Source organism: Acinetobacter sp. 766875 (genome assembly GCF_000582055.1).
GTDB classification, from domain to species: domain Bacteria; phylum Pseudomonadota; class Gammaproteobacteria; order Pseudomonadales; family Moraxellaceae; genus Acinetobacter; species Acinetobacter nosocomialis.
Genome location: NZ_JEXX01000020.1, coordinates 17,782 through 36,754 on the forward strand (window position 1 = coordinate 17,782; position 18,973 = coordinate 36,754).

Annotated in this window: 23 protein-coding genes and 3 tRNA genes; 13 read left to right on the top strand and 13 right to left on the bottom strand. The window is 39.2% G+C overall.

Translation table 11 applies throughout. The annotated features are described in order from the left end of the window. The first annotated feature begins 41 nt into the window (after positions 1-41). From J576_RS19890 to J576_RS14965, 3 genes are all read left to right on the top strand, one after another. Positions 42-146, top strand: a complete 105-nt coding sequence (locus J576_RS19890; protein WP_081400996.1) for a hypothetical protein — start codon at positions 42-44, stop codon at positions 144-146. Between the two features lie 35 nt (positions 147-181). After that, on the top strand, positions 182-1,696 hold the full coding sequence (gene scpC / locus J576_RS14960; protein ID WP_002052227.1) for a succinyl-CoA:acetate CoA-transferase ScpC: 1,515 nt from the start codon (positions 182-184) through the stop codon (positions 1,694-1,696). Between the two features lie 130 nt (positions 1,697-1,826). After that, positions 1,827-2,258, top strand: coding sequence for a GNAT family acetyltransferase (locus tag J576_RS14965; RefSeq protein ID WP_002052234.1), 432 nt, complete (start codon positions 1,827-1,829; stop codon positions 2,256-2,258). A 170-nt stretch (positions 2,259-2,428) separates the two neighbouring features. Here the strand turns inward: J576_RS14965 and J576_RS14970 are convergent. The 4 genes from J576_RS14970 to J576_RS14985 form a co-directional block, all read right to left on the bottom strand. Beyond that, positions 2,429-2,504, bottom strand: a tRNA-Phe gene (locus tag J576_RS14970). A 126-nt stretch (positions 2,505-2,630) separates the two neighbouring features. Then, positions 2,631-2,706: transfer RNA gene (locus J576_RS14975), tRNA-Phe, on the bottom strand. Between the two features lie 126 nt (positions 2,707-2,832). Beyond that, positions 2,833-2,908 (bottom strand) — tRNA-Phe (locus tag J576_RS14980). A 105-nt stretch (positions 2,909-3,013) separates the two neighbouring features. Continuing rightward, a complete protein-coding gene (locus J576_RS14985) occupies positions 3,014-3,397 on the bottom strand; it encodes a GNAT family N-acetyltransferase (protein WP_002052206.1) in 384 nt (127 codons plus the stop codon). A 102-nt stretch (positions 3,398-3,499) separates the two neighbouring features. On the opposite strand from J576_RS14985, the gene hisB reads away from it, so the two are divergent. The 5 genes from hisB (at position 3,500) to hisA (ending at position 6,963) form a co-directional block, all read left to right on the top strand. Next, on the top strand, positions 3,500-4,093 hold the full coding sequence (gene hisB / locus J576_RS14990; protein ID WP_000194096.1) for an imidazoleglycerol-phosphate dehydratase HisB: 594 nt from the start codon (positions 3,500-3,502) through the stop codon (positions 4,091-4,093). After that, positions 4,093-4,710 carry an imidazole glycerol phosphate synthase subunit HisH gene (hisH, locus tag J576_RS14995; RefSeq protein ID WP_002052198.1) on the top strand — a complete coding sequence of 206 codons (618 nt, stop codon included), beginning with the start codon at positions 4,093-4,095 and terminating at the stop codon, positions 4,708-4,710. Before hisB ends, hisH begins: the two co-directional genes overlap by 1 nt. 152 nt (positions 4,711-4,862) lie before the next feature. Then, entirely contained in the window at positions 4,863-5,411 is a 549-nt protein-coding gene (locus tag J576_RS15000; protein ID WP_002052254.1) for a DUF805 domain-containing protein, read from the top strand. A gap of 84 nt (positions 5,412-5,495) precedes the next feature. Then, entirely contained in the window at positions 5,496-6,137 is a 642-nt protein-coding gene (locus J576_RS15005; protein ID WP_002052171.1) for a 3'-5' exonuclease, read from the top strand. A 94-nt stretch (positions 6,138-6,231) separates the two neighbouring features. After that, the gene (hisA, locus tag J576_RS15010) at positions 6,232-6,963 is read left to right on the top strand and encodes a 1-(5-phosphoribosyl)-5-[(5-phosphoribosylamino)methylideneamino]imidazole-4-carboxamide isomerase (RefSeq protein WP_002052186.1); all 732 of its coding nucleotides are present in this window, start codon (positions 6,232-6,234) and stop codon (positions 6,961-6,963) included. A gap of 48 nt (positions 6,964-7,011) precedes the next feature. Here the strand turns inward: hisA and J576_RS15015 are convergent, their stop codons facing one another. Together J576_RS15015 and J576_RS15020 are read right to left on the bottom strand one after the other, a co-directional pair. Further along, complete coding sequence (locus J576_RS15015; protein ID WP_002052240.1) at positions 7,012-8,703, bottom strand: ATP-binding cassette domain-containing protein; 1,692 nt, start codon at positions 8,701-8,703, stop codon at positions 7,012-7,014. Positions 8,704-8,885: 182 nt separating this feature from the next. Next, on the bottom strand, positions 8,886-9,437 hold the full coding sequence (locus J576_RS15020; RefSeq protein WP_002052151.1) for a helix-turn-helix domain-containing protein: 552 nt from the start codon (positions 9,435-9,437) through the stop codon (positions 8,886-8,888). Positions 9,438-9,536: 99 nt separating this feature from the next. Here J576_RS15020 and J576_RS15025 point away from each other — a divergent pair, with 99 nt between their 5' ends. Then, the gene (locus J576_RS15025; RefSeq protein WP_025467947.1) at positions 9,537-10,439 is read left to right on the top strand and encodes a DMT family transporter; all 903 of its coding nucleotides are present in this window, start codon (positions 9,537-9,539) and stop codon (positions 10,437-10,439) included. Between the two features lie 32 nt (positions 10,440-10,471). Here J576_RS15025 and J576_RS15030 read toward each other — a convergent pair whose 3' ends face one another. Genes J576_RS15030 through J576_RS15040 form a run of 3 tightly spaced genes read right to left on the bottom strand, consistent with a single transcriptional unit; the run spans position 10,472 to position 12,495 of the window. Next, the gene (locus tag J576_RS15030) at positions 10,472-10,867 is read right to left on the bottom strand and encodes a DUF4870 family protein (protein WP_001088855.1); all 396 of its coding nucleotides are present in this window, start codon (positions 10,865-10,867) and stop codon (positions 10,472-10,474) included. A 36-nt stretch (positions 10,868-10,903) separates the two neighbouring features. After that, positions 10,904-11,533, bottom strand: coding sequence for a DUF1294 domain-containing protein (locus tag J576_RS15035; RefSeq protein WP_002052224.1), 630 nt, complete (start codon positions 11,531-11,533; stop codon positions 10,904-10,906). 11 nt (positions 11,534-11,544) lie between these two features. Continuing rightward, positions 11,545-12,495, bottom strand: coding sequence for a homoserine kinase (locus tag J576_RS15040; protein ID WP_002052256.1), 951 nt, complete (start codon positions 12,493-12,495; stop codon positions 11,545-11,547). A 112-nt stretch (positions 12,496-12,607) separates the two neighbouring features. Here J576_RS15040 and hisF point away from each other — a divergent pair, with 112 nt between their 5' ends. After that, positions 12,608-13,366 carry an imidazole glycerol phosphate synthase subunit HisF gene (gene hisF, locus J576_RS15045; protein WP_000880078.1) on the top strand — a complete coding sequence of 253 codons (759 nt, stop codon included), beginning with the start codon at positions 12,608-12,610 and terminating at the stop codon, positions 13,364-13,366. A 41-nt stretch (positions 13,367-13,407) separates the two neighbouring features. Here hisF and J576_RS15050 read toward each other — a convergent pair whose 3' ends face one another. Next, the gene (locus tag J576_RS15050; RefSeq protein WP_002052252.1) at positions 13,408-14,046 is read right to left on the bottom strand and encodes a hypothetical protein; all 639 of its coding nucleotides are present in this window, start codon (positions 14,044-14,046) and stop codon (positions 13,408-13,410) included. A 109-nt stretch (positions 14,047-14,155) separates the two neighbouring features. Here J576_RS15050 and J576_RS15055 point away from each other — a divergent pair, with 109 nt between their 5' ends. Together J576_RS15055 and aqpZ are read left to right on the top strand one after the other, a co-directional pair. Further along, positions 14,156-15,160: an AraC family transcriptional regulator gene (locus J576_RS15055; protein WP_002052245.1), complete on the top strand. Its 1,005-nt coding sequence runs from the start codon at positions 14,156-14,158 to the stop codon at positions 15,158-15,160. Between the two features lie 132 nt (positions 15,161-15,292). Then, on the top strand, positions 15,293-15,982 hold the full coding sequence (gene aqpZ / locus J576_RS15060) for an aquaporin Z (protein WP_002052229.1): 690 nt from the start codon (positions 15,293-15,295) through the stop codon (positions 15,980-15,982). A gap of 223 nt (positions 15,983-16,205) precedes the next feature. On the opposite strand, the gene J576_RS15065 is transcribed toward aqpZ, so the two are convergent. The 3 genes from J576_RS15065 to J576_RS15075 all read right to left on the bottom strand — a co-directional run bounded on the left by J576_RS15065 (position 16,206) and on the right by J576_RS15075 (position 18,269). Continuing rightward, a complete protein-coding gene (locus J576_RS15065; RefSeq protein ID WP_000476056.1) occupies positions 16,206-16,448 on the bottom strand; it encodes a hypothetical protein in 243 nt (80 codons plus the stop codon). Positions 16,449-16,493: 45 nt separating this feature from the next. Next, entirely contained in the window at positions 16,494-17,093 is a 600-nt protein-coding gene (locus J576_RS15070) for a LysE family translocator (protein WP_002052159.1), read from the bottom strand. 96 nt (positions 17,094-17,189) lie between these two features. Beyond that, on the bottom strand, positions 17,190-18,269 hold the full coding sequence (locus J576_RS15075; protein WP_025467946.1) for a DNA/RNA non-specific endonuclease: 1,080 nt from the start codon (positions 18,267-18,269) through the stop codon (positions 17,190-17,192). A 255-nt stretch (positions 18,270-18,524) separates the two neighbouring features. Here J576_RS15075 and J576_RS15080 point away from each other — a divergent pair, with 255 nt between their 5' ends. Further along, positions 18,525-18,944, top strand: coding sequence for a hypothetical protein (locus tag J576_RS15080; protein WP_002052211.1), 420 nt, complete (start codon positions 18,525-18,527; stop codon positions 18,942-18,944). The last annotated feature ends 29 nt before the right edge of the window (positions 18,945-18,973 follow it).

The window sequence follows — 18,973 nt, forward strand, 5'->3', positions numbered from 1 at the left end:
TGATCATTTAAAGCGCTATTTTAAAATTTATTAAATACTAAATAAATCAATATTTTAAAAGTCATAAAATAAATTTATACCGCCATTTATTTAAAAAATTAGACCTTAGCCTAACACCTATGCACTTTTCATTTTTTCATAGCTAAAATCCGGTATGTTTTGACAATATTGAGGATGTCCAATGTCTTTAAGTCGTATTCGCCTAGCTTCTCTTCATGACAAGGTCATCAGTGCTGAACAAGCTGCGCAATTCATCGAAAATGGAATGACCGTTGGTATGAGTGGTTTTACTCGTGCTGGTGAAGCTAAAGCTGTTCCACAAGCACTTGTAGAGCACGCAAAGAAAAATCCGTTAAAAATCACGTTAATTACGGGTGCTAGCTTAGGTAATGACTTAGACAAACAACTCACGGAAGCAGGTGTTTTATCTCGTCGTATGCCATTTCAGGTAGACAACACTTTACGTCGTGCGATTAACAACGGCGAAGTTATGTTTATTGACCAACACTTGTCAGAAACTGTTGAGCAAATGCGTAACCAGCAACTTAAACGTCCAGATGTTGCGGTGATTGAAGCAATTGCGATTACTGAAGATGGCGGCATTATTCCAACAACTTCTGTGGGTAACTCTGCAAGCTTTGCTATTTTTGCCGAAAAAGTTATTGTTGAAATCAACACATCTTTAAGCGAAAGCTTTGAAGGTTTGCACGACATCTATATTCCGACTTACCGCCCAACACGTACTCCAATTCCATTAACAAAAGTGGATGAGCGCATTGGTACAATTGCAATTCAAATTGATCCTGCAAAAATTGTTGGTATTGTCTTTAACAACACACATGACTCACCATCAACAGTCACTCCTCCAGATGATGAGACTCAAGGCATTGCAAACCACCTCATTGCTTTCTTTAATAAAGAAGTTGCTGAAGGCCGTTTACCAAAGAACCTTGGTCCATTACAAGCAGGGATTGGTTCAATTGCCAATGCTGTATTAACAGGTTTAAAAGATTCTGATTTTGAAGACCTCATCATGTACTCAGAAGTTCTACAAGACTGTACTTTTGAACTCATTGATGCAGGCAAAATGAAGTTTGCTTCTGGTAGCTCAATTACCCTTTCAGCTAAATGTGGCGAAAAAGTTTTTGGCAATATCGAAGCTTACAAAGACAAATTAGTGCTTCGCCCACAAGAGATTTCTAACCATCCTGAACTGGTTCGTCGTTTAGGGATTATTGGCATTAACACTGCGCTTGAGTTTGATATTTACGGTAACGTGAACTCAACTCACGTATGTGGTACTAAAATGATGAACGGTATTGGTGGTTCAGGTGACTTCGCTCGTAATGCACACTTGGCAATCTTTGTAACCAAATCAATTGCTAAAGGCGGCGATATTTCTTCTATCGTGCCAATGGTAAGCCACGTTGACCACAGCGAACACGACGTTGATATTTTAGTGACAGAGCAAGGTTTAGCAGACTTACGTGGTTTAGCACCTCGTGAACGTGCTCGCGCTATTATTGATAACTGTGTACATCCGCTTTACCGTGATGCACTGAACGACTACTTTGATCGTGCATGTGCCAAAGGTGGTCATACTCCTCATTTACTTCGTGAAGCATTGTCTTGGCATGCAAACTTCGAAGAAACAGGTCAAATGCTTCAAGCGGCACCTGTTGCAAAATCAGCGTAAGCAATATTTTTAATTTAAGCACTCCTACGGGGGTGCTTTTTTATTTGTTTAAATTATTCACAAACTACTGCTCAATTGCGTATTTTTATTTTATCTTTTCAATACATCAAAACAAAAAGTAGAAATCCATATGTTTATTATTCGTCAATTTACAAATGCAGATCTGGATGATGTGGTCAATTTATGGGAAAGCTGCGACCTAACCCGTCCATGGAATAATCCTGAAACCGATATATTTAGAAAAGTCTCACAACAGGATGATTTGTTTTTGGTTGCTATTAAAGATGAGCAATTGATTGGCACGCTCATGGGCGGCTATGACGGTCATAGAGGCTGGATTAACTATTTAGCTGTTCATCCCCACCAACAACGCTTAGGAATCGCTACAGCGCTTGTTCAGCAGCTTGAAAAGCGCCTTATCGCTCGCGGCTGCCCAAAACTTCAATTATTGGTGCGTAAAGACAATCTAAATGTGCTGAACTTTTACGAACAGCTCGGTTATGACGAAGTAGAAGCCGTATGTTTAGGAAAACGACTCATTAATGATAGTCCTCACGACTAAAGACAAATTTCAGTTGAGCCATTTCTAGAAAGTTCAAACATTGTTGGGGATAACTGAGTTTGCTTGTGGATAAAATGAGATTTATACACAAGTGAAGTCTTAATATTTTTTATTAAATAAATAGGCATGAAAAAAGCCCCATACTTTAAAGTATGGGGCTTTTTCGAATATGGTGGCGAGACCCAGGATCGAACTGGGGACACACGGATTTTCAATCCGTTGCTCTACCTACTGAGCTATCACGCCGATGGCCTGTATTAAGCCGCATCTCAGAACAATAGTCAACAATTATCCTGAGTTTCTGATTTAAATGAGTATTTTTTATACTTAAAAAAAATCCCTGATGGGATCAGGGATTGAAAACACAAATAATGGTGGCGAGACCCAGGATCGAACTGGGGACACACGGATTTTCAATCCGTTGCTCTACCTACTGAGCTATCACGCCGATGGCCTGTATTAAGCCGCATCTCAGAACAATAGTCAACAATTATCCTGAGTTTCTGATTTAAATGAGTATTTTTTATACTTAAAAAAAATCCCTGATGGGATCAGGGATTGAAAACACAAATAATGGTGGCGAGACCCAGGATCGAACTGGGGACACACGGATTTTCAATCCGTTGCTCTACCTACTGAGCTATCACGCCGAAGTGGGCGTATTAAACAATGTTTATTAGTGAACGTCAAGCAACTTCCGTATTTTTTGTAACAAGTGTTTAATTTTAAATCACAAGTACAGTAAAAATAGAATTTTAACTGTGCAATTTACCAATATGCGCTAAGCAGCGATGAATGGCACCACAGCCTGGCTCAAAAATTTTAACGCCTTTTGATTCTTCTATACGACAGGCTTCTTCTACCAAGCGCTCAGCTACCCCACGACCACGGTTAGCAGGGTGTACAACAATATATTCAAGTACCTTGCTTTCGCCTTGTCCTGAGCACCAGATTGCACCTATAATTTTGGTGTTAAATTCGGCAGTGTATAGCGTGGTATACTGCTGTAAATCTTGTTCAAGTTGTTCAATCGCATCGTGCCCGTCACCAAACTCCGGACTTGTGTCATACAGTCGCTCAAGCTGATCGCGGATCTCTGAATTATCTAGAGAACTATAAGCATGTACGGTAATAGGCATTGATTAACCCTCCTGAGCAAACTATGATGCTGTCACGAATTCGTCACAGCGAAATTGTCGTTAACATCCAATCATTTTTGACGTTTTTTGAGGAACGTGTCCATGACGCAACGTATCAGTGAAGTGGTTAGAAATACCAATGAAACCAAAATTCGAGTTCGTTTAAATCTCGATGGTACTGGTCAAGGCACACTAAACACCGGAGTTCCATTTTTAGACCATATGATTGATCAAATCAAGCGACATGGCTTATTTGATATCGATATTCATTGTGATGGAGACTTGGAGATTGACGATCACCATACTGTAGAAGACTGCGGTATCACGCTTGGACAAGCTTTTGCACAAGCTTTAGGTGATAAAAAAGGTTTACGTCGTTATGGACATTTTTATGCCCCATTAGACGAAGCTTTATCTCGTGTGGTTGTAGATTTGTCTGGTCGTCCGGGTTTATTTATGGATATTCCATTTACCCGCGCACGCATCGGTACCTTTGACGTAGACTTATTTTCCGAGTTTTTCCAAGGTTTCGTAAACCATGCGCTTATGACCTTACATATTGATAACTTGAAAGGTAAAAATAGCCACCATCAAATCGAGAGTGTATTTAAAGCACTAGCTCGTGCTTTGCGTATGGCATGTGAAATTGATCCACGTGCTGAAAACACGATTGCATCGACAAAAGGTAGCCTCTAATGACACGTATCGCGTTACTTGATTATGGCATGGGCAATCTACACTCAGCTGCTAAAGCACTTGAGCATGTAGGCGCTACAGTCGATGTAACTAACGACCCAAAATTAATTGCACAAGCCGACAAAATTGTTTTTCCGGGTGTGGGAGCAATGCGTGACTGTATGCAAGGCATGCGTGAAGCAGGTATTGATGAAGTCGTACGCAACGCTGCTTTTAATAAGCCAGTTCTTGCAATTTGTGTAGGCATGCAAGCGCTTCTACAAAGCTCTGAAGAAAATGGCGGTGTAGATGCCTTAGGTATTTTTGAAGGTGTTGTCAAACACTTCCCTCAAATGGAGGGCTTAAAAGTCCCACACATGGGCTGGAACCAAGTTCACCAAATGGACCCAAGCCATCCAATGTGGAACAACATTGATCAAGATGCTCGCTTCTACTTTGTACACAGCTATTATGTTGAACCTAAAGATGAAAATCTTGTAGCTGCAACATGCGAATACGGAGTGAACTTCTGTACGGCAATTCACAAAGATAATTTATTTGCGACTCAATTCCACCCAGAGAAAAGTCACACTGCAGGTTTACAGTTACTTAAAAACTTTGTGGAATGGAATATTTAATTTCACAAAAGCTTTAAACAGATCAGGTCTAGATGGCCTGATCTGTTTTTTTATTTATAATAATAACCAATCATTTATAGAATGATATTTTATTCAACAAAATATTGAATATTCATACTTTTAAATAAAACCAAATGAACAGGATAAACACAATGAATTCACCTTTTGAAAATCAGCCACTTCAGCAAGACTCGCCCTTTAAGGCAAATGGACGTTTTGGACGACTCTCTTATGCTGCTTGGACCTTCCTATTTACGTTAACCCTCGCTGCTGCTGTTCTACTTATTATTTTTACTTTCGGTCTTACACAAAATGAGGGCACCCCAGGTTTTACTGCGCCGGGCATCATCGCTATTGCCATTCTCTATATCGTTGGTATTTATATTAGCTTCGTATTTACTATTCGCCGTTTGCATGACCGTAATAATACAGGTTGGTTATCTTTACTCATGCTCGTACCTGTCGTGAACATTGGCCTTGCCGTTTATTTATTTTGTGCAAAAGGAACTGAAGGCCCTAATGATTATGGACCGAAGCGTCCAACACCAACTTGGGAACGTGTTTTAGGCTGGATTTATATTGCACTTATTCCGCTTGCAGTCATTTTTGCTATTGTTGCCACAATCATGGCTCCTACCTATGAAGGCTATGTTGAAAAAAGCGAGAGCGTTATCATTGGGTCCCCATCTCAGTCTCAATAATTTTTAAAGTTTCCTAAAGCCTAGTTCTCTAGGCTTTATTCATATATAAAGGGAATAGCTCAATTTATTTGTACGCTGTGAAATATGTCCGAAGCCCCGTCTCTCCTTGATAAAGCCTCTATTCAGCAGCTTCCACTTTTTAAAAATCTTAACCACCAAAATATTGTGGTGATTGAAAATATTGAGCAATGCAAAACGATTGAAGAAGAATTAAAAGCAGCGATCTTTTTAGGATTTGATTCTGAATCTAAACCGACATTTCGAGTGGGCGAAGTCTCGACAGGTCCACACTTAATTCAACTTGCCACTGAACATAAAGCCTATTTATTTCATGTAAATTCATCGACTTTAAAATTTTTACAACCTATTTTGTCCAATCCAAAACAAATTAAAGTCGGCTTTGGTCTTAAAAATGATAAGCACATTTTTCATAAAAAAGGCATAGAGCTAGAAAGCAGTATTGACCTCGCCAAAAGTTTTAGTCACTTTGGTTTTAAACACCAAATGGGTGTACAAAAAGCTGTAGCACTATTGTTTGGACAGTATCTTCCAAAGTCAAAGAAAGTCGGAACATCAAATTGGGCGCAAAAACCACTTAACTCACAGCAGATTAGTTATGCAGCCGCTGATGCTTATGCAGCTCTACTGGTATTTTTAGAGCTGCGTAAACAAAACCTATTACCGGCTCACATTTCACAAACGATTCAAACCGCACTTCATGCGTAAAGTTATAAAAGTCTTTTCTAAGGCTTAGCGATTGATCAATACTTTGCTAAGATGTGCACAATTTCATAAACATGATGAAGCAAGGAGCGAAAGCATGCTAATCATTCCAGCAATTGACCTGAAAGATGGTAAATGTGTGCGTTTAAAACAAGGGCGTATGGAAGACGATACCGTTTTCTCTGACGATCCGGTTGCAACTGCCCAGCATTGGGTAAATGAAGGCGCACGTCGTTTGCATTTGGTCGATTTGAATGGTGCTTTCGCAGGTACGCCTATCCATAAACCTGTTGTTGAAGCGATTGCTAAAGCTCAGCCAGAATTACCAATTCAAATTGGTGGTGGTATTCGCTCATTAGAAACAATTGAACACTACTTAGAAGCTGGCGTGACTTTTGTCATTATCGGGACTAAAGCAGTTCAAGAGCCAGAATTTGTAGAAGAAGCTTGTAAACGCTTTGCAGGTCACATCATTGTTGGTATTGATGCCATGAATGGTATGGTTGCAACTGACGGTTGGGCTAATGTTACTGACGTAAAAGCAACTGACTTAGCAAAACGCTTTGCAGATGCTGGTGTGTCTAGCATTGTTTATACAGATATTGCACGTGACGGCATGATGCAAGGTGTAAACGTTGAGCAAACTGTCAACTTGGCTCAATACTCAGGTTTACCAGTGATTGCTTCAGGTGGGGTAACTAATCTTGATGATGTTCGTAACTTAAAAGGCAAGCCAGGCATTTTAGGTGCGATTACAGGCCGCGCAATTTATGAAGGTACTTTAAATCTTCGTGAAGCTCAGCTTTTATTAGATGAAAACCGTCTTTAATTTTTAAGATGTAAAAAAGAGCCGCTTTAGGCTCTTTTTTTACAATATTTAATTTAATAACTTTTCTAAATCAATCACCTCATCTGCAATCTCCATTGCATAAGGTGAATGCGTAATCATAACCACAGATGGAACGACTTGCTGAATATATGCAAGTATATCTTTTGCAGTATCTAGGTCTAAAGCTGCGGTCGGTTCATCTAATATAATGAGTTGTGGGCGTGCTAATAGACCTCGAAGGATACAAATCCTTTGCTTTTCTCCCCCTGAAAAATTCTTATAAATTTCAATGAGATCATCATCGAGTGTTAGCCCATGCTTTTTCAAAATATGTAACAGCTTAAACTGATCAAGCATCTGAAGTAAGTAAGAATCTTCATATATATGCTGAGAGTTATAAACCAAATTTTCTCTTAAAGAATAAGGGAAAATAACAGGTTGCTGGGCAACATAGACCACTTCATCAAAAATATGCTTAGAAAAATTATGACTAATATCGATATTTTTATAAAAAAGCTGCCCTGACTGAATTTGATATACCCCCATTAAATAATTCATCAGAGAAGTTTTACCTAGCCCTGTTTGGCCAATCACGACATACGTTTTATTAGCCAAGATTGTTAAATTAAAATGATCTACTGCCCTTTTTCCTAACAAAAATTTAGCATTTGTAAATTGGAATAAGACTTCAGAATGTTGAATGGTAGATGATGTATATTGCTCTTTCTTGAGATTAAAATACTGTCGGTATTTTGCTAAAGCCACAAAGTTGCCATTTAACCGCATCAAACTTTGGGAAACAGCCAAAAATGGATTGGTGAGTTGAATAATATAAGTACTTATCAATACGAAAGCCCCAGCTGTCAATTGCTTGTCAGTTGAAAGAAATACGGTAAATAACATAAAAATAAGTAAGAATAGAAAGATCATAAACAACTGAGAAATCATCAATAATCCTATTTTCTTATTCCTATCTTTTGCAGTTTTGATATATAAATTTAGAGTGTCATTAAATTTTGATAACTGAAACGGCACTGCATTTTTTACTTTAATTTCATAGGAGTTAGATATTTGATGTATTAAATGACTATTCACTAAATTGTCTTTTTCATACATGGCATCGAATAGTGAACTACTTCTTTTATTTATATGAAAAGAAACAATAAAAATAATAATAGCGACCAATAAAAAGCTAATACTGAAAAGTAAACTAATGGTTGTAAACAAAACCGCAAAAATCATCACCAATTGAAAAATAATTGGTCCTAAATAAAAAGTTAACGTTAAATTAATCTCACCAAAAGCAGTACTTCCTCTTTCAAGATCACTCATTACTGTTCCAGCCTCAATTTGATCTTGTGCATCTTTTTTAAGATTTAAATAATTTTTCAATCCTGCAGAAATTAATGATCCTTTGAAATCGACCATCAAATAAGCCCCAAAAATATTTTGTGTCCAATGGCATAACTCATTGACTAACCATGCGGTCGCGTAGGCAACTACAAGTAGATATAAAAAATTAAATGGGAGTTGAATATTGAGTAAAAAATTATATTCGTGTGCAGAATAATCGATAATAATTTTTAGCAAGTATGGCAATAAAGTCGTAAAAAATGCCGCAAATACCACTAATAAAAACATAAGAAACATACTACTTCTTTGTTTCTTATAGTTTTCTTTAGAAATATTCCATATAAATTTATAGTTCTGAATATCTTGCGAACTTAATAAAAACTTCATTTATCTATCTTTTTTCTATTAAAACGAGTTAAAAATAATTTCATTACATAAGAAATATCATAACTTGTCTTATTTATTGTTCTTCATGTTTTTTGTTTAAAATTAGATTTTCAAATTTTTAAATAAGATAAATTCACTATATAAAACCAAATTCTTCATATAATTTTGAAAAGACTTTAAAGTTAATACACCACATTACGAATAAATTTAAGCACTTGATTACCACTATTAATATAAGTGTAAGTTACTGAACTGGCATATATAATTGAAGAACCGGCAGCTATGGTTTTTGAGCTATCTGCAAATTGTATGCTTAGCTCACCTTCTAATACATAAATAAGCTCTTGCCACCCTTCTGGGTCTGCTTCAGCAATATAAGACTCCCCTACTGCCAATGACCACGTCCAAAGCTCAACTTGGCTGTGGGATGGAACTGAAGCCAGTAAAGTTGCTTTGCTTTCTTCTTTTTCGCCTTGCCAAGCAAGTACATTAACCAAGGCATGTTCTTTATGCTCTGGTGCACTTACAATCGTTCTAAAGTTTACGCCCAACACTATCGCAATCGCATCGAGCTTAGCTAGGCTGATATTGACTTGTCCTGTCTCTAAAGCAGCAATAGTACGTCTACTTACACCCGCCTGATCTGCCAATTCCTGTTGGCTTAAACCACGCTCATCTCTTAATGAACGAATATTTGTGCCTACGTGCTGTAAAACGGTACTCGACTGGCTCATAGAATAGGTTAGCAAAGAAAATTTGAGCAATATATTGCACAAAACAGAAGAATAGCGCAATATGTGCAGTATATTGCACAATTCATTCTAATTTTGAGTATGTCACCAATTTCTTTGAGTTCAAGCAAAGCCCCACAGTTAGCACTCGTTTTGATTACTATGATTTGGGGCGGAACATTTCTTACAGTGCAATATGCACTGAATTTTACATCGCCTATGTTTTTTGTAGGCTGCCGCTTTGCTGTAGCAGCACTAACGTTATTGCTTATTTCATTCAAAAGCATGAAAGGCGTTACGTTAAAAGACTTAGGTGCTGGTAGTGTGATTGGTCTAGTGATTGTGGGCGGCTATGGAACTCAAACAATTGGCCTGCAAACCATTCCGAGTAGTGAATCGGCTTTTTTAACGGCGCTTTATGTTCCGCTTGTTCCTATTTTAATGTGGCTCATCTTTAGAAAGACACCACATGTCATGACTTGGGTGGGAGCAGCTCTAGCTTTTACTGGTCTTGTTTTATTGACAGGGAATGGTTTTGAGCAAATTTCATTAAGTTTTGGGCAGCTTTTAACAGTACTTGGCTCAGTTGCGATTGCTTTAGAAATTATTTTTATTAGTTATTTTGCTGGAAAGGTAAATTTGCGCCGTGTGACCATTATTCAACTTGCTGTCGCGTCTCTACTTTCGTTTGCCGTTATGCCTGTGGTGGGCGAGCAGACGATTCCAGCATTTTCATGGCCGCTTGTACTCCTTGCTGTTACATTAGGTTTAGCAAGTGCACTGATTCAATTTGTGATGAACTGGGCTCAGCGTATGGTTGACCCTTCACGTGCCGCGATTATTTATGCAGGAGAACCTGTTTGGGCGGGGGTTATTGGCCGAATCGCAGGTGAGCGTTTACCACTGATTGCCCTTTTTGGCGGTGCTTTAGTGGTCTTAGGTGTTTTAGTCAGTGAGCTAAAACTTAAGCTACCGCTTAAGAAAAATAAAAGAGTTCGAGAATAAAAAAGAGAGCTTAACGCTCTCTTTTTTATTTATTAAGGTTGGTACATCGGGCGGTTATCATTTAACGCAATCAAGCCGCGAATGGCACGATATACAATCCAGATCCATGCCGCGGCAATGACACCTACACAGAATACGGTTGAAGAGATCGCAACGCCTGCAAATAGATCGGTATTTTCGCCTGTAAAGAACAAGAAAATAAACGGCAAAAAGGCAATAATATTCCAAGCCAAATACCACCAGAATGTTCTGATTTGCCATGTAAAGTGGCTCGCAAAAATTGAACCTTGTACATCAGAACGTTTTACGTAGTTAATAATTAAAGCAATAATCGCAAGTAAGCCGCCTGTAAAAATGGCAACAATATAAAGTACATACAAAATAAGTGTTAAAGTACGATTTGGATCTTGGTCGATAGAACTATTCATTTTTATACCTCTCAAGTGTAATAAAACAATTTACTTTTATGATCCCCGCAAAACGTTTAAAGGAGAAATTAGCCACAAAATCAAAAGTAAATGAAAGAATATGGTACAAAAATAAATCTTACGAAATGGTTGTTTTTGTGTTTTATGTCTCAGTTTTTGTTGTGCCCACCACGCAGCTGGCCAGCCTCCTAAAAAACTTACAATGTGCAAAGTCTGTTCAGGAACACGGCGATTGCCTAGTTGTGCAGCCTCTTTATCTTGTGAATATAGCCAATAACTTAAGACATTCATCATTAGGATAAACAATAAAGTATAAGCTGGCAGAACATGGATAAAGCTCATAATGCCCATTAAAACAAAATAAAATACGATCCCCATTTGCATAGCAGACCATGGTTTTGCTTGAAATGAAGATTCTGTTTTTGTTGACTTAGAAGCTTTACGAGTTTGAGATGCTTTTAAATAGGTGACTTGCTGGGCACGAAAACGGCCTCGTTCATCCAAAATGACCAAATATTCTAGTGCACAGCCAATAATTGGCCGAGGACCGGGGCGTGCAAAATCTTTGATATGCAAAAAGACTCGCTCTTTTTCAGCATCGTCCGGCTGAATAAAGCCATAACCTTTTTCGTCGAACCATTCGACTAAACGCCCCTGATCTCGCATCTTTATTCCTTTTATGCTTTTACATGACTTAAACGGTCTTGCATCATTGCTCGCATTTCTTGCGGATCTTTTTGCAAAATGTCGTCGCCTGTACGTCCTTCTTCTTTATTTTTTTGAGCAACTTGCAAACGCATTGACCAGAAACGGCATGCTGCCATTGCTAAGAATACATCTAAACACTCAATTTCATCTGAAGTAAGCACACGAATCTTTTGGTATGCCGCTAAGTAAGCTGCCACTTTGTCTGAGTTTAAATGCGCTGCTGGATATTCGGTACAAAAATCATTGATGGTAATCGCAATATCAAACAGCAATTCATCTTGATTTAACTCGTAAAAGTCTAAAATACCTTGTAATTGATCACCTTCAAACAATGTATTGTCGCGGAATAAATCTGAATGAATAAAACCTGTTGGTCGGTTTGAATACTGTGCTGTTTTTGCATTAAACGCTTGATAGACCTGCTCAAGCAAAGCTTGGTCATCTTGAGTCATATTTGGCTTAAGCTGCTCTGCAACGCCTGTCCAGTATTGATGATCGCGTCGATATTCACGCTCAAGCGGAAAATCTTGTAAAGCCACATGCAGTTTCGCTTGTGCATCTGCAATTGCCGCAACTTGGGCTACTGTGGTTTGCATGGGATGGTGACCCATAAGACGTGGTGCAATCTGTGCAGGCTTTTCTGCAATAACGTGAACCGCTTGGCCGCTATGTTTTAACGGCACGGCAACGGGTACATCATGAGTTCCTAATTGTTCAAGTACAGGAATAAGTTCACCTGCCCCTTTGGCATCTAACTCTTCAAACACGGTAAGTACATATTGTTTGCGGTTTACATCAACCAGAAAATAATTGGTGTTTTGAATACCTCCCTGAATTGGGTTCAGCTCCAACACCTCTAATCCATAAGGTGCAGCAAAGGTGCGAACTTCATCTAAACTCAACGGGGTATAAACCGACATGGAAAACCTGCAAAAAACATCTGTGAAGTTTGATAGAATACCTCTTCCCTCCATGAAGGTGTAGCGCCTGTGTAGGAACTTTCACCAACGGCGATTATTTTTGGAAAAAGCTATGCTTGCTAAACGTATTATTCCTTGCCTAGACGTTGATAACGGACGCGTAGTTAAAGGCGTTCAATTCCTCGATATTCGTGATGCGGGCGACCCTGTTGAAGTGGCACGTCGCTATAACGAACAAGGTGCAGACGAAATTACTTTCTTAGACATTACCGCTACACATCATGGACGCGATACCACTTACCGTACTGTTGAACGTATGGCCGAGACTGTATTTGTGCCATTAACTGTCGGTGGTGGTGTACGTAAGGTTGAAGATATTCGTGCGTTATTAAATGCAGGTGCAGATAAAGTGAGTATTAACTCGGCTGCCGTATTTAACCCTGAATTTGTTCAAGAAGCTTCTCAGCACTTTGGCGCACAATGTATTGTAGTTGCGATTGATGCCAAAAAAACTGGCGACAACAAATGGGAAATCTTTACTCATGGTGGCCGTAAACCAACTGGTATTGATGCCATTGAATGGGCTGTAAAAATGGCTGACTACGGTGCGGGTGAGTTGCTGATTACTAGTATGGACGCCGACGGTACTAAAGCAGGTTACGATATTGCTTTAATGCGTGCCATTAATGACCGCGTGACCATTCCAACGATTGCCTCAGGCGGTGTAGGTAACTTACAACACCTTGCAGACGGTATTTTACAAGGTGGTGCCGATGCAGTATTGGCAGCAAGTATTTTCCACTTTGGCCAATATACGATTCCAGAAGCTAAACAATATTTGGCTGAACAAGGTATCGAAATGCGCTTGTAAGTTTATTTATATTTAAAGGGGCAATATGCCCCTTTAATTTTTTATGCAGCACCCTCTATTGCATTTACATCACTAACGAGTTTAGGCTGTTCTTTTTTCTCGACCCATTTTGCTGGAAAGATTTTTTCTACAACTTGAGAGAGTGGCCTAGCAAGCGCAGTAGGTAACCTTATCCCCAAAGGATTTTGTTCTTTTAAATCTGCCGAAGACACCACACGTGTTCCCATCACATAGTCAAACCAAGGTTTGGTCACACACCAATTGGCATCTTGATTAGAGTTCATATGGTGGTCGTAATGCCACGGAATTTTACGCTTTGCCCAGTCAGGCTCTAAATGTGCACGGCGATGAATATAATAATAATTACCAGCACTGTACCAAGCTGCAAGTGCCATGCCTTTTGAAAACGGGTAGAAAATTGCACTTGAAACGGTTGCCACCACGGCAAGTGAAATTAACTCATTTTTGGTTCGCCAGTTTCCAACGCCCTCAACATAACAATCATCATGAAACTGTTGTTTACGGACTTCACGATGATGTGCCCAATGCGACTCCATACTTTTCGGCACTGGGCTATAGCGCGGTTGTCCAGCACGGTGCACACCATGCAAAATATATTTGTGTGCCACCCATTCAAATGCATTGGCAACTGCAATTCCGGCAATAAACCCTTTTAACATCGCTTTACTCCTTTTTCTTTTTATTCAGCATATAAAATTCGTTATGCTAGGTATTGACCAGAATTTATGGTTTCATTGACAAATCACGACAAGAAAGAGGTGGTTAGGGATGCCACAACTAAAAAATTATACAGGCTCGGTATATGGAGGACTGGGGCATCTTTTAAAGGCTTATTGCGAAGCCAATGAGTTAACTATTCCAGAACAATTAGAACAAATCCAAAATCTGGAACGCTTTGACTATGTGGTTTGGCGCGACCTATTAGAAGTTATTTATAAACTGGGCCCAAAGCCGGGTTTAGGGCTAGAAATTGCCAAATATGTACAACCCAAACATTTAGGCATTATTGCCTACCTTGCTCTTTCTTGCGATAACTTAGGTGAAGCCTTAATTCGTTACCATGACTTTCACCGTCTGATTTATGACGGGAGCCCATTAGTGGTTGAGCTACAAGGGCGGTATGGTTCTATTCGTTGGGAGGCACCAGAGTTACACCCTACCCAGCTTACCGATGAAATCGCAATTGCACTGGTGATTCAATTCTTACGTCTTTTTATGTCTCATGAAGATGTGCAGTTACATGAAGTGCGTTTCTTAAATGCGGCCCCTAAAAATATCAGAGTTTACGAGCAGTATTTTCAATGTCCCGTCCGTTTTAGCCAGCCCCGTACAGAGTTACTTATACCCATTACCGAAATTCATAAACCGCTTAGCAGCGCAGACCACACATTACAGCAACTATTGGTTCAGCAAGCCCAAGCACTTTTAGAACAGTTACCCAATTCGACCCAACTCGATCAGCGTTTACAGCATTCAATTTTGACTGGTCTGCAAAAGAATCAGTATCAAATTGAATATATTGCAGCTCAATTAGGCCTATCGGTTCGACAGCTCCAAAGACATTTACAACAACAAAACACCACCTTTCAAGAGCGCGTTCAACAAGTGCGTTTTATGCTAGCAACCGAATATTTAAAAGACCCGCATTTGAGCTTACAAGAGATTGCGCTTTTACTTTGTTATTCAGAACAAAGTGCCTTCCAAAGAGCATTTAAACATTGGACCAAACAAACACCACAACAGTGGAGAGATCAATTTTTAAACAAAGAATAACCAACCAAAACTTACAAATCTTTTCTTGATTAAAACAACACTGAAAACAAAAATTTCATATAGTCACATGCTTAATTTTTTGTGACATATTTCACATTAATTAAAAAATAGATCAATAGATGAGTAATCACAATGAATAAATATTTTGCTGAATTCCTAGGTACGTTTTGGCTAGTCTTTGGTGGTTGTGGTAGCGCAGTGTTAGCCGCAGCTTTCCCTGAACTTGGTATTGGCTTTGCAGGTGTAGCCCTTGCCTTTGGTTTAACCGTACTCACTGGTGCCTATGCTCTAGGGCATATCTCTGGTGGACATTTTAACCCCGCGGTCAGTGTCGGTCTTTGGGTCGGTGGCCGTTTCGATGTTAAAGATTTAATTCCATATATTGTTGCGCAAGTGGTTGGTGCGACTGCTGCTGCATTTGTTCTTTATATTATCGCTCAAGGTCAAGCTGGCTTTACTGGTGTGGGCGGTTTTGCAACCAATGGTTTTGGTGATTTATCGCCAAATAAATTTGGTTTAGGTTCTGCTTTTATTATTGAAGTGGTACTTACTGCGTTCTTCTTGATTGTTATTTTAGGATCAACACATGGTCGTGCGCCTGCTGGTTTTGCACCTATTGCGATTGGTCTTGCATTAACGCTTATTCACTTAATCAGTATTCCGGTTACAAACACTTCTGTGAACCCTGCACGTAGTACAGGTGTTGCATTCTTTGCTCAAACTGGTGCTTTAAGTCAGCTGTGGTTGTTCTGGGTAGCGCCGATTTTAGGTGCTGTGATTGGTGCAATTATTTATAAGGTAGTTGCTGGAGACAAGGATTAATTCTTCATATCTATAGCCTTAATATGCTATCGCGGTGGGGTGACATGGATGTCACCTGTTGAGCAGGGGTACACGGAAGTACCCTCTGATCAACAAAGACTTTTGCTTACTTTTGGTCTTTCAAAAGTAAGAAATGTCTATACAAACTCAATAAGACCTAACGTGGTACTAAAGACTGTATGGCAACATGACTATGCTAAACATCACACATAAAATGTATAAATTATAAAAACGGATTATTTACTTCTTGTTCAGCTGGACGTTCAATTTTCTCAGGCAATTCTTCTTTTTCCAAAGCTGCAACTACATCATTTAAAAAACTCTGCAATGCCTTTGCCTGCTCTAACCCGACTTTGTCTTTAGTGATTTGCAAATTGCCATAAATGCTCACGCAATCGACATCATTTTCTAATGTTAAATCTTCAATTGAAGAAGACTCAGTACCCTTTTCAAATGGCTTAAACATAGCTGTTGTCTCGTTGTTATATCTTCACAGTGTAATACGACCAATTTAAAAAAAATCAATCAAAATTAAAAGTGCCGACAAAATTAAGAAAGCGCCCATTAAGATATTAAAATATTTCAAACGGTTGCCCTGATTCAGTACTACTGAAAATTTATCACCACATAGTCCCCAAAAGAACAAGCATGCATAGCATGTGAAGAAATAAATAATAATAAAGATCGGCAACGCCTGCGGGTTTTCAATGCTAGTAAACATGGTAATACCCGACACACAAGCCAACCACGCTTTTGGGTTAAGCCACTGTAATAAGAAACCATCTTTAAAATTGGGAATAAGCATGTGCCCTACAGGTGCACTTGAAATTGAAATATTGGCAGCAGAAAGAATAATTTTTATGCCGATATAGCAAACAAAGAGCGTTCCACAAACTGCAAGAATTTTTAAGACAACTGGAAACTGAGTTAATACACTTTGAAGGCCAAAAGCCATAAAAATCAAAAGTAAGGTAAAGCCAATGGTGGCACCTGAAATATAGGGAAGTGATCTTTTTAAACCATGATTTAAGCTGGTCGATAAAATGACTGTATTGACGGGTCCGGGTGTAATCGACATTGCAAAAGAAAAAAGAAACATCGAGGCAAACATTGTTATTATCCTTATTCGAATAAACAGATGAACATACAGATCTGTCTGTTCATCTTATTGTATCGATTCAGGCTTCACAACAGTGCTAGAAGCGTCTTATTTCATTATCTGCAAGAAATAGTTCACCAAGGCTTCAACCAATTGTTTCACAATGGCATTTCTAGTTTCTTCATCAATACTTGGAACTTTTGCTTCCATCGGTTCAGAAGAGCCAGTTTTTTGCTTTTTAAATTGGTCTTGTAACGCTTGAATTTGTTCTGCGCTTAGGTCTTGTTCGCACTGACTTTCACCATCCCAATGCAAATAGTCGAGCTTTTGGTTAGGTTTAACTTGGCTAGCAGTTAACGGTAAGCGATAAACGTTACGTTTTTGCTGTTCTGTAAGCTGTGGAAATAAGTTAATACCAAGCTTTTCTTCTATATAACAAACACTCACTACCTTCACTTGCTGCGAGTTATTATTAGGTGCGTAGTAAGCCCCAATAGCGCCAGTTTTTGGCATATACACCGCTTTATAAACTGCGGTTGGTACAATCACACCCTGTCCAATCGTTTTGAGACGTTTACCCTCAAAAACAGGTCCTGTCACGACATATACATCTTGTTTTTGCTTGGTGACAATGGCACGGGTTGCTTCTTCAAGTTTACGCCAGACTTCTTGGTTATTTTTAGGCGCTTGCGGCACCATGTTGCTGAGCGAGAAACTATCAGACTGTGATTCTTTATTTGGCATATCGCCATTTGGTGCCATATGACCACGGTCATACCCTGAACCACGGTAGTCACTTAAAAGTGCCCGATGCTTTTGAGGAACACGTGTTTCTTCGTGGAAGTTATCTTCACGTTTAATTTTGACACTTAAACGTTCTGCATCTAAATGCTCGGCCGACCATAATGGTGTTTTAGAAATGCCAGAATAGAGGACATTAAAACCGTTAAAGCACAGTGGATAACTGTCTTTTTTTAAACTTTCTTTGTTTAAAGCAGGAGGAATTTCGCGATAAAACTGATTGAGACAAGTCGAGTTGGTACTTAAGGGCGAAAACCACTGTGAAATCTTTTCACTTCCAAAAGCAATTGCAAAACTTCCAGCAGCAACACAAGCAAGAATAATCTTGCCAAAATGCTGACTTAGAGAGAATGAATTTGTACCTGTACTACGTTTTTTACTTACCATGTTTCTATCAATACCACTGTCCATATGCAGCTTAACAATCCTGCTTTTTTAAGTATATCGCTTAACTTTCAAATGGTTAAAACATGGTCATCTTTTTTGTAACTCTATTTCTTGTTCGGTAACAGTTTGTTGGCCTTGTGAGGAACTTTCACTATTGAATTGGGTTAATTGCGTATCTTTCATTGAAAACGACCAATCGCTTATGACATGGTTAGCTCCACAAATTTGGATAAAAATATAAACGGAGTCCATTTAATGATCCATTCAAAGATTATTGGTATTGGCGTAATTGCTGGACTGTGCAGTATGGCAGCCTTAGCTGAACCTGCGGTCCAACCCGGTGAGACTTTAGAAAGTTTATCTAAAGTAAAAGTGACTACAACCGTCAATGGCCAACCTGGCTCTATTAGTGATTTAGTTAAAAGTGGTCAAGTACAACCTGTTTCTGCTGCCCCTACAGGTACTGCTCCTACAGGTGCTCCTATTCCAGCCGATGTACCGCCGGTCCCTCCTGCAGATGTACCACCAGCACCTCCTGCTGGCGCTGAAATGGCTGCTCCGGCACCACAAGACCCAAATACACCGCCACCACCGGCTAACCCGAACCAGTCAGCAGACCCAATGGCAAAAGATGGTGCATTGCCAGCAGATGCACCTATGCCACAAGCTCAATAATCAGAGCCATAAAAAACCAAGACTTATGT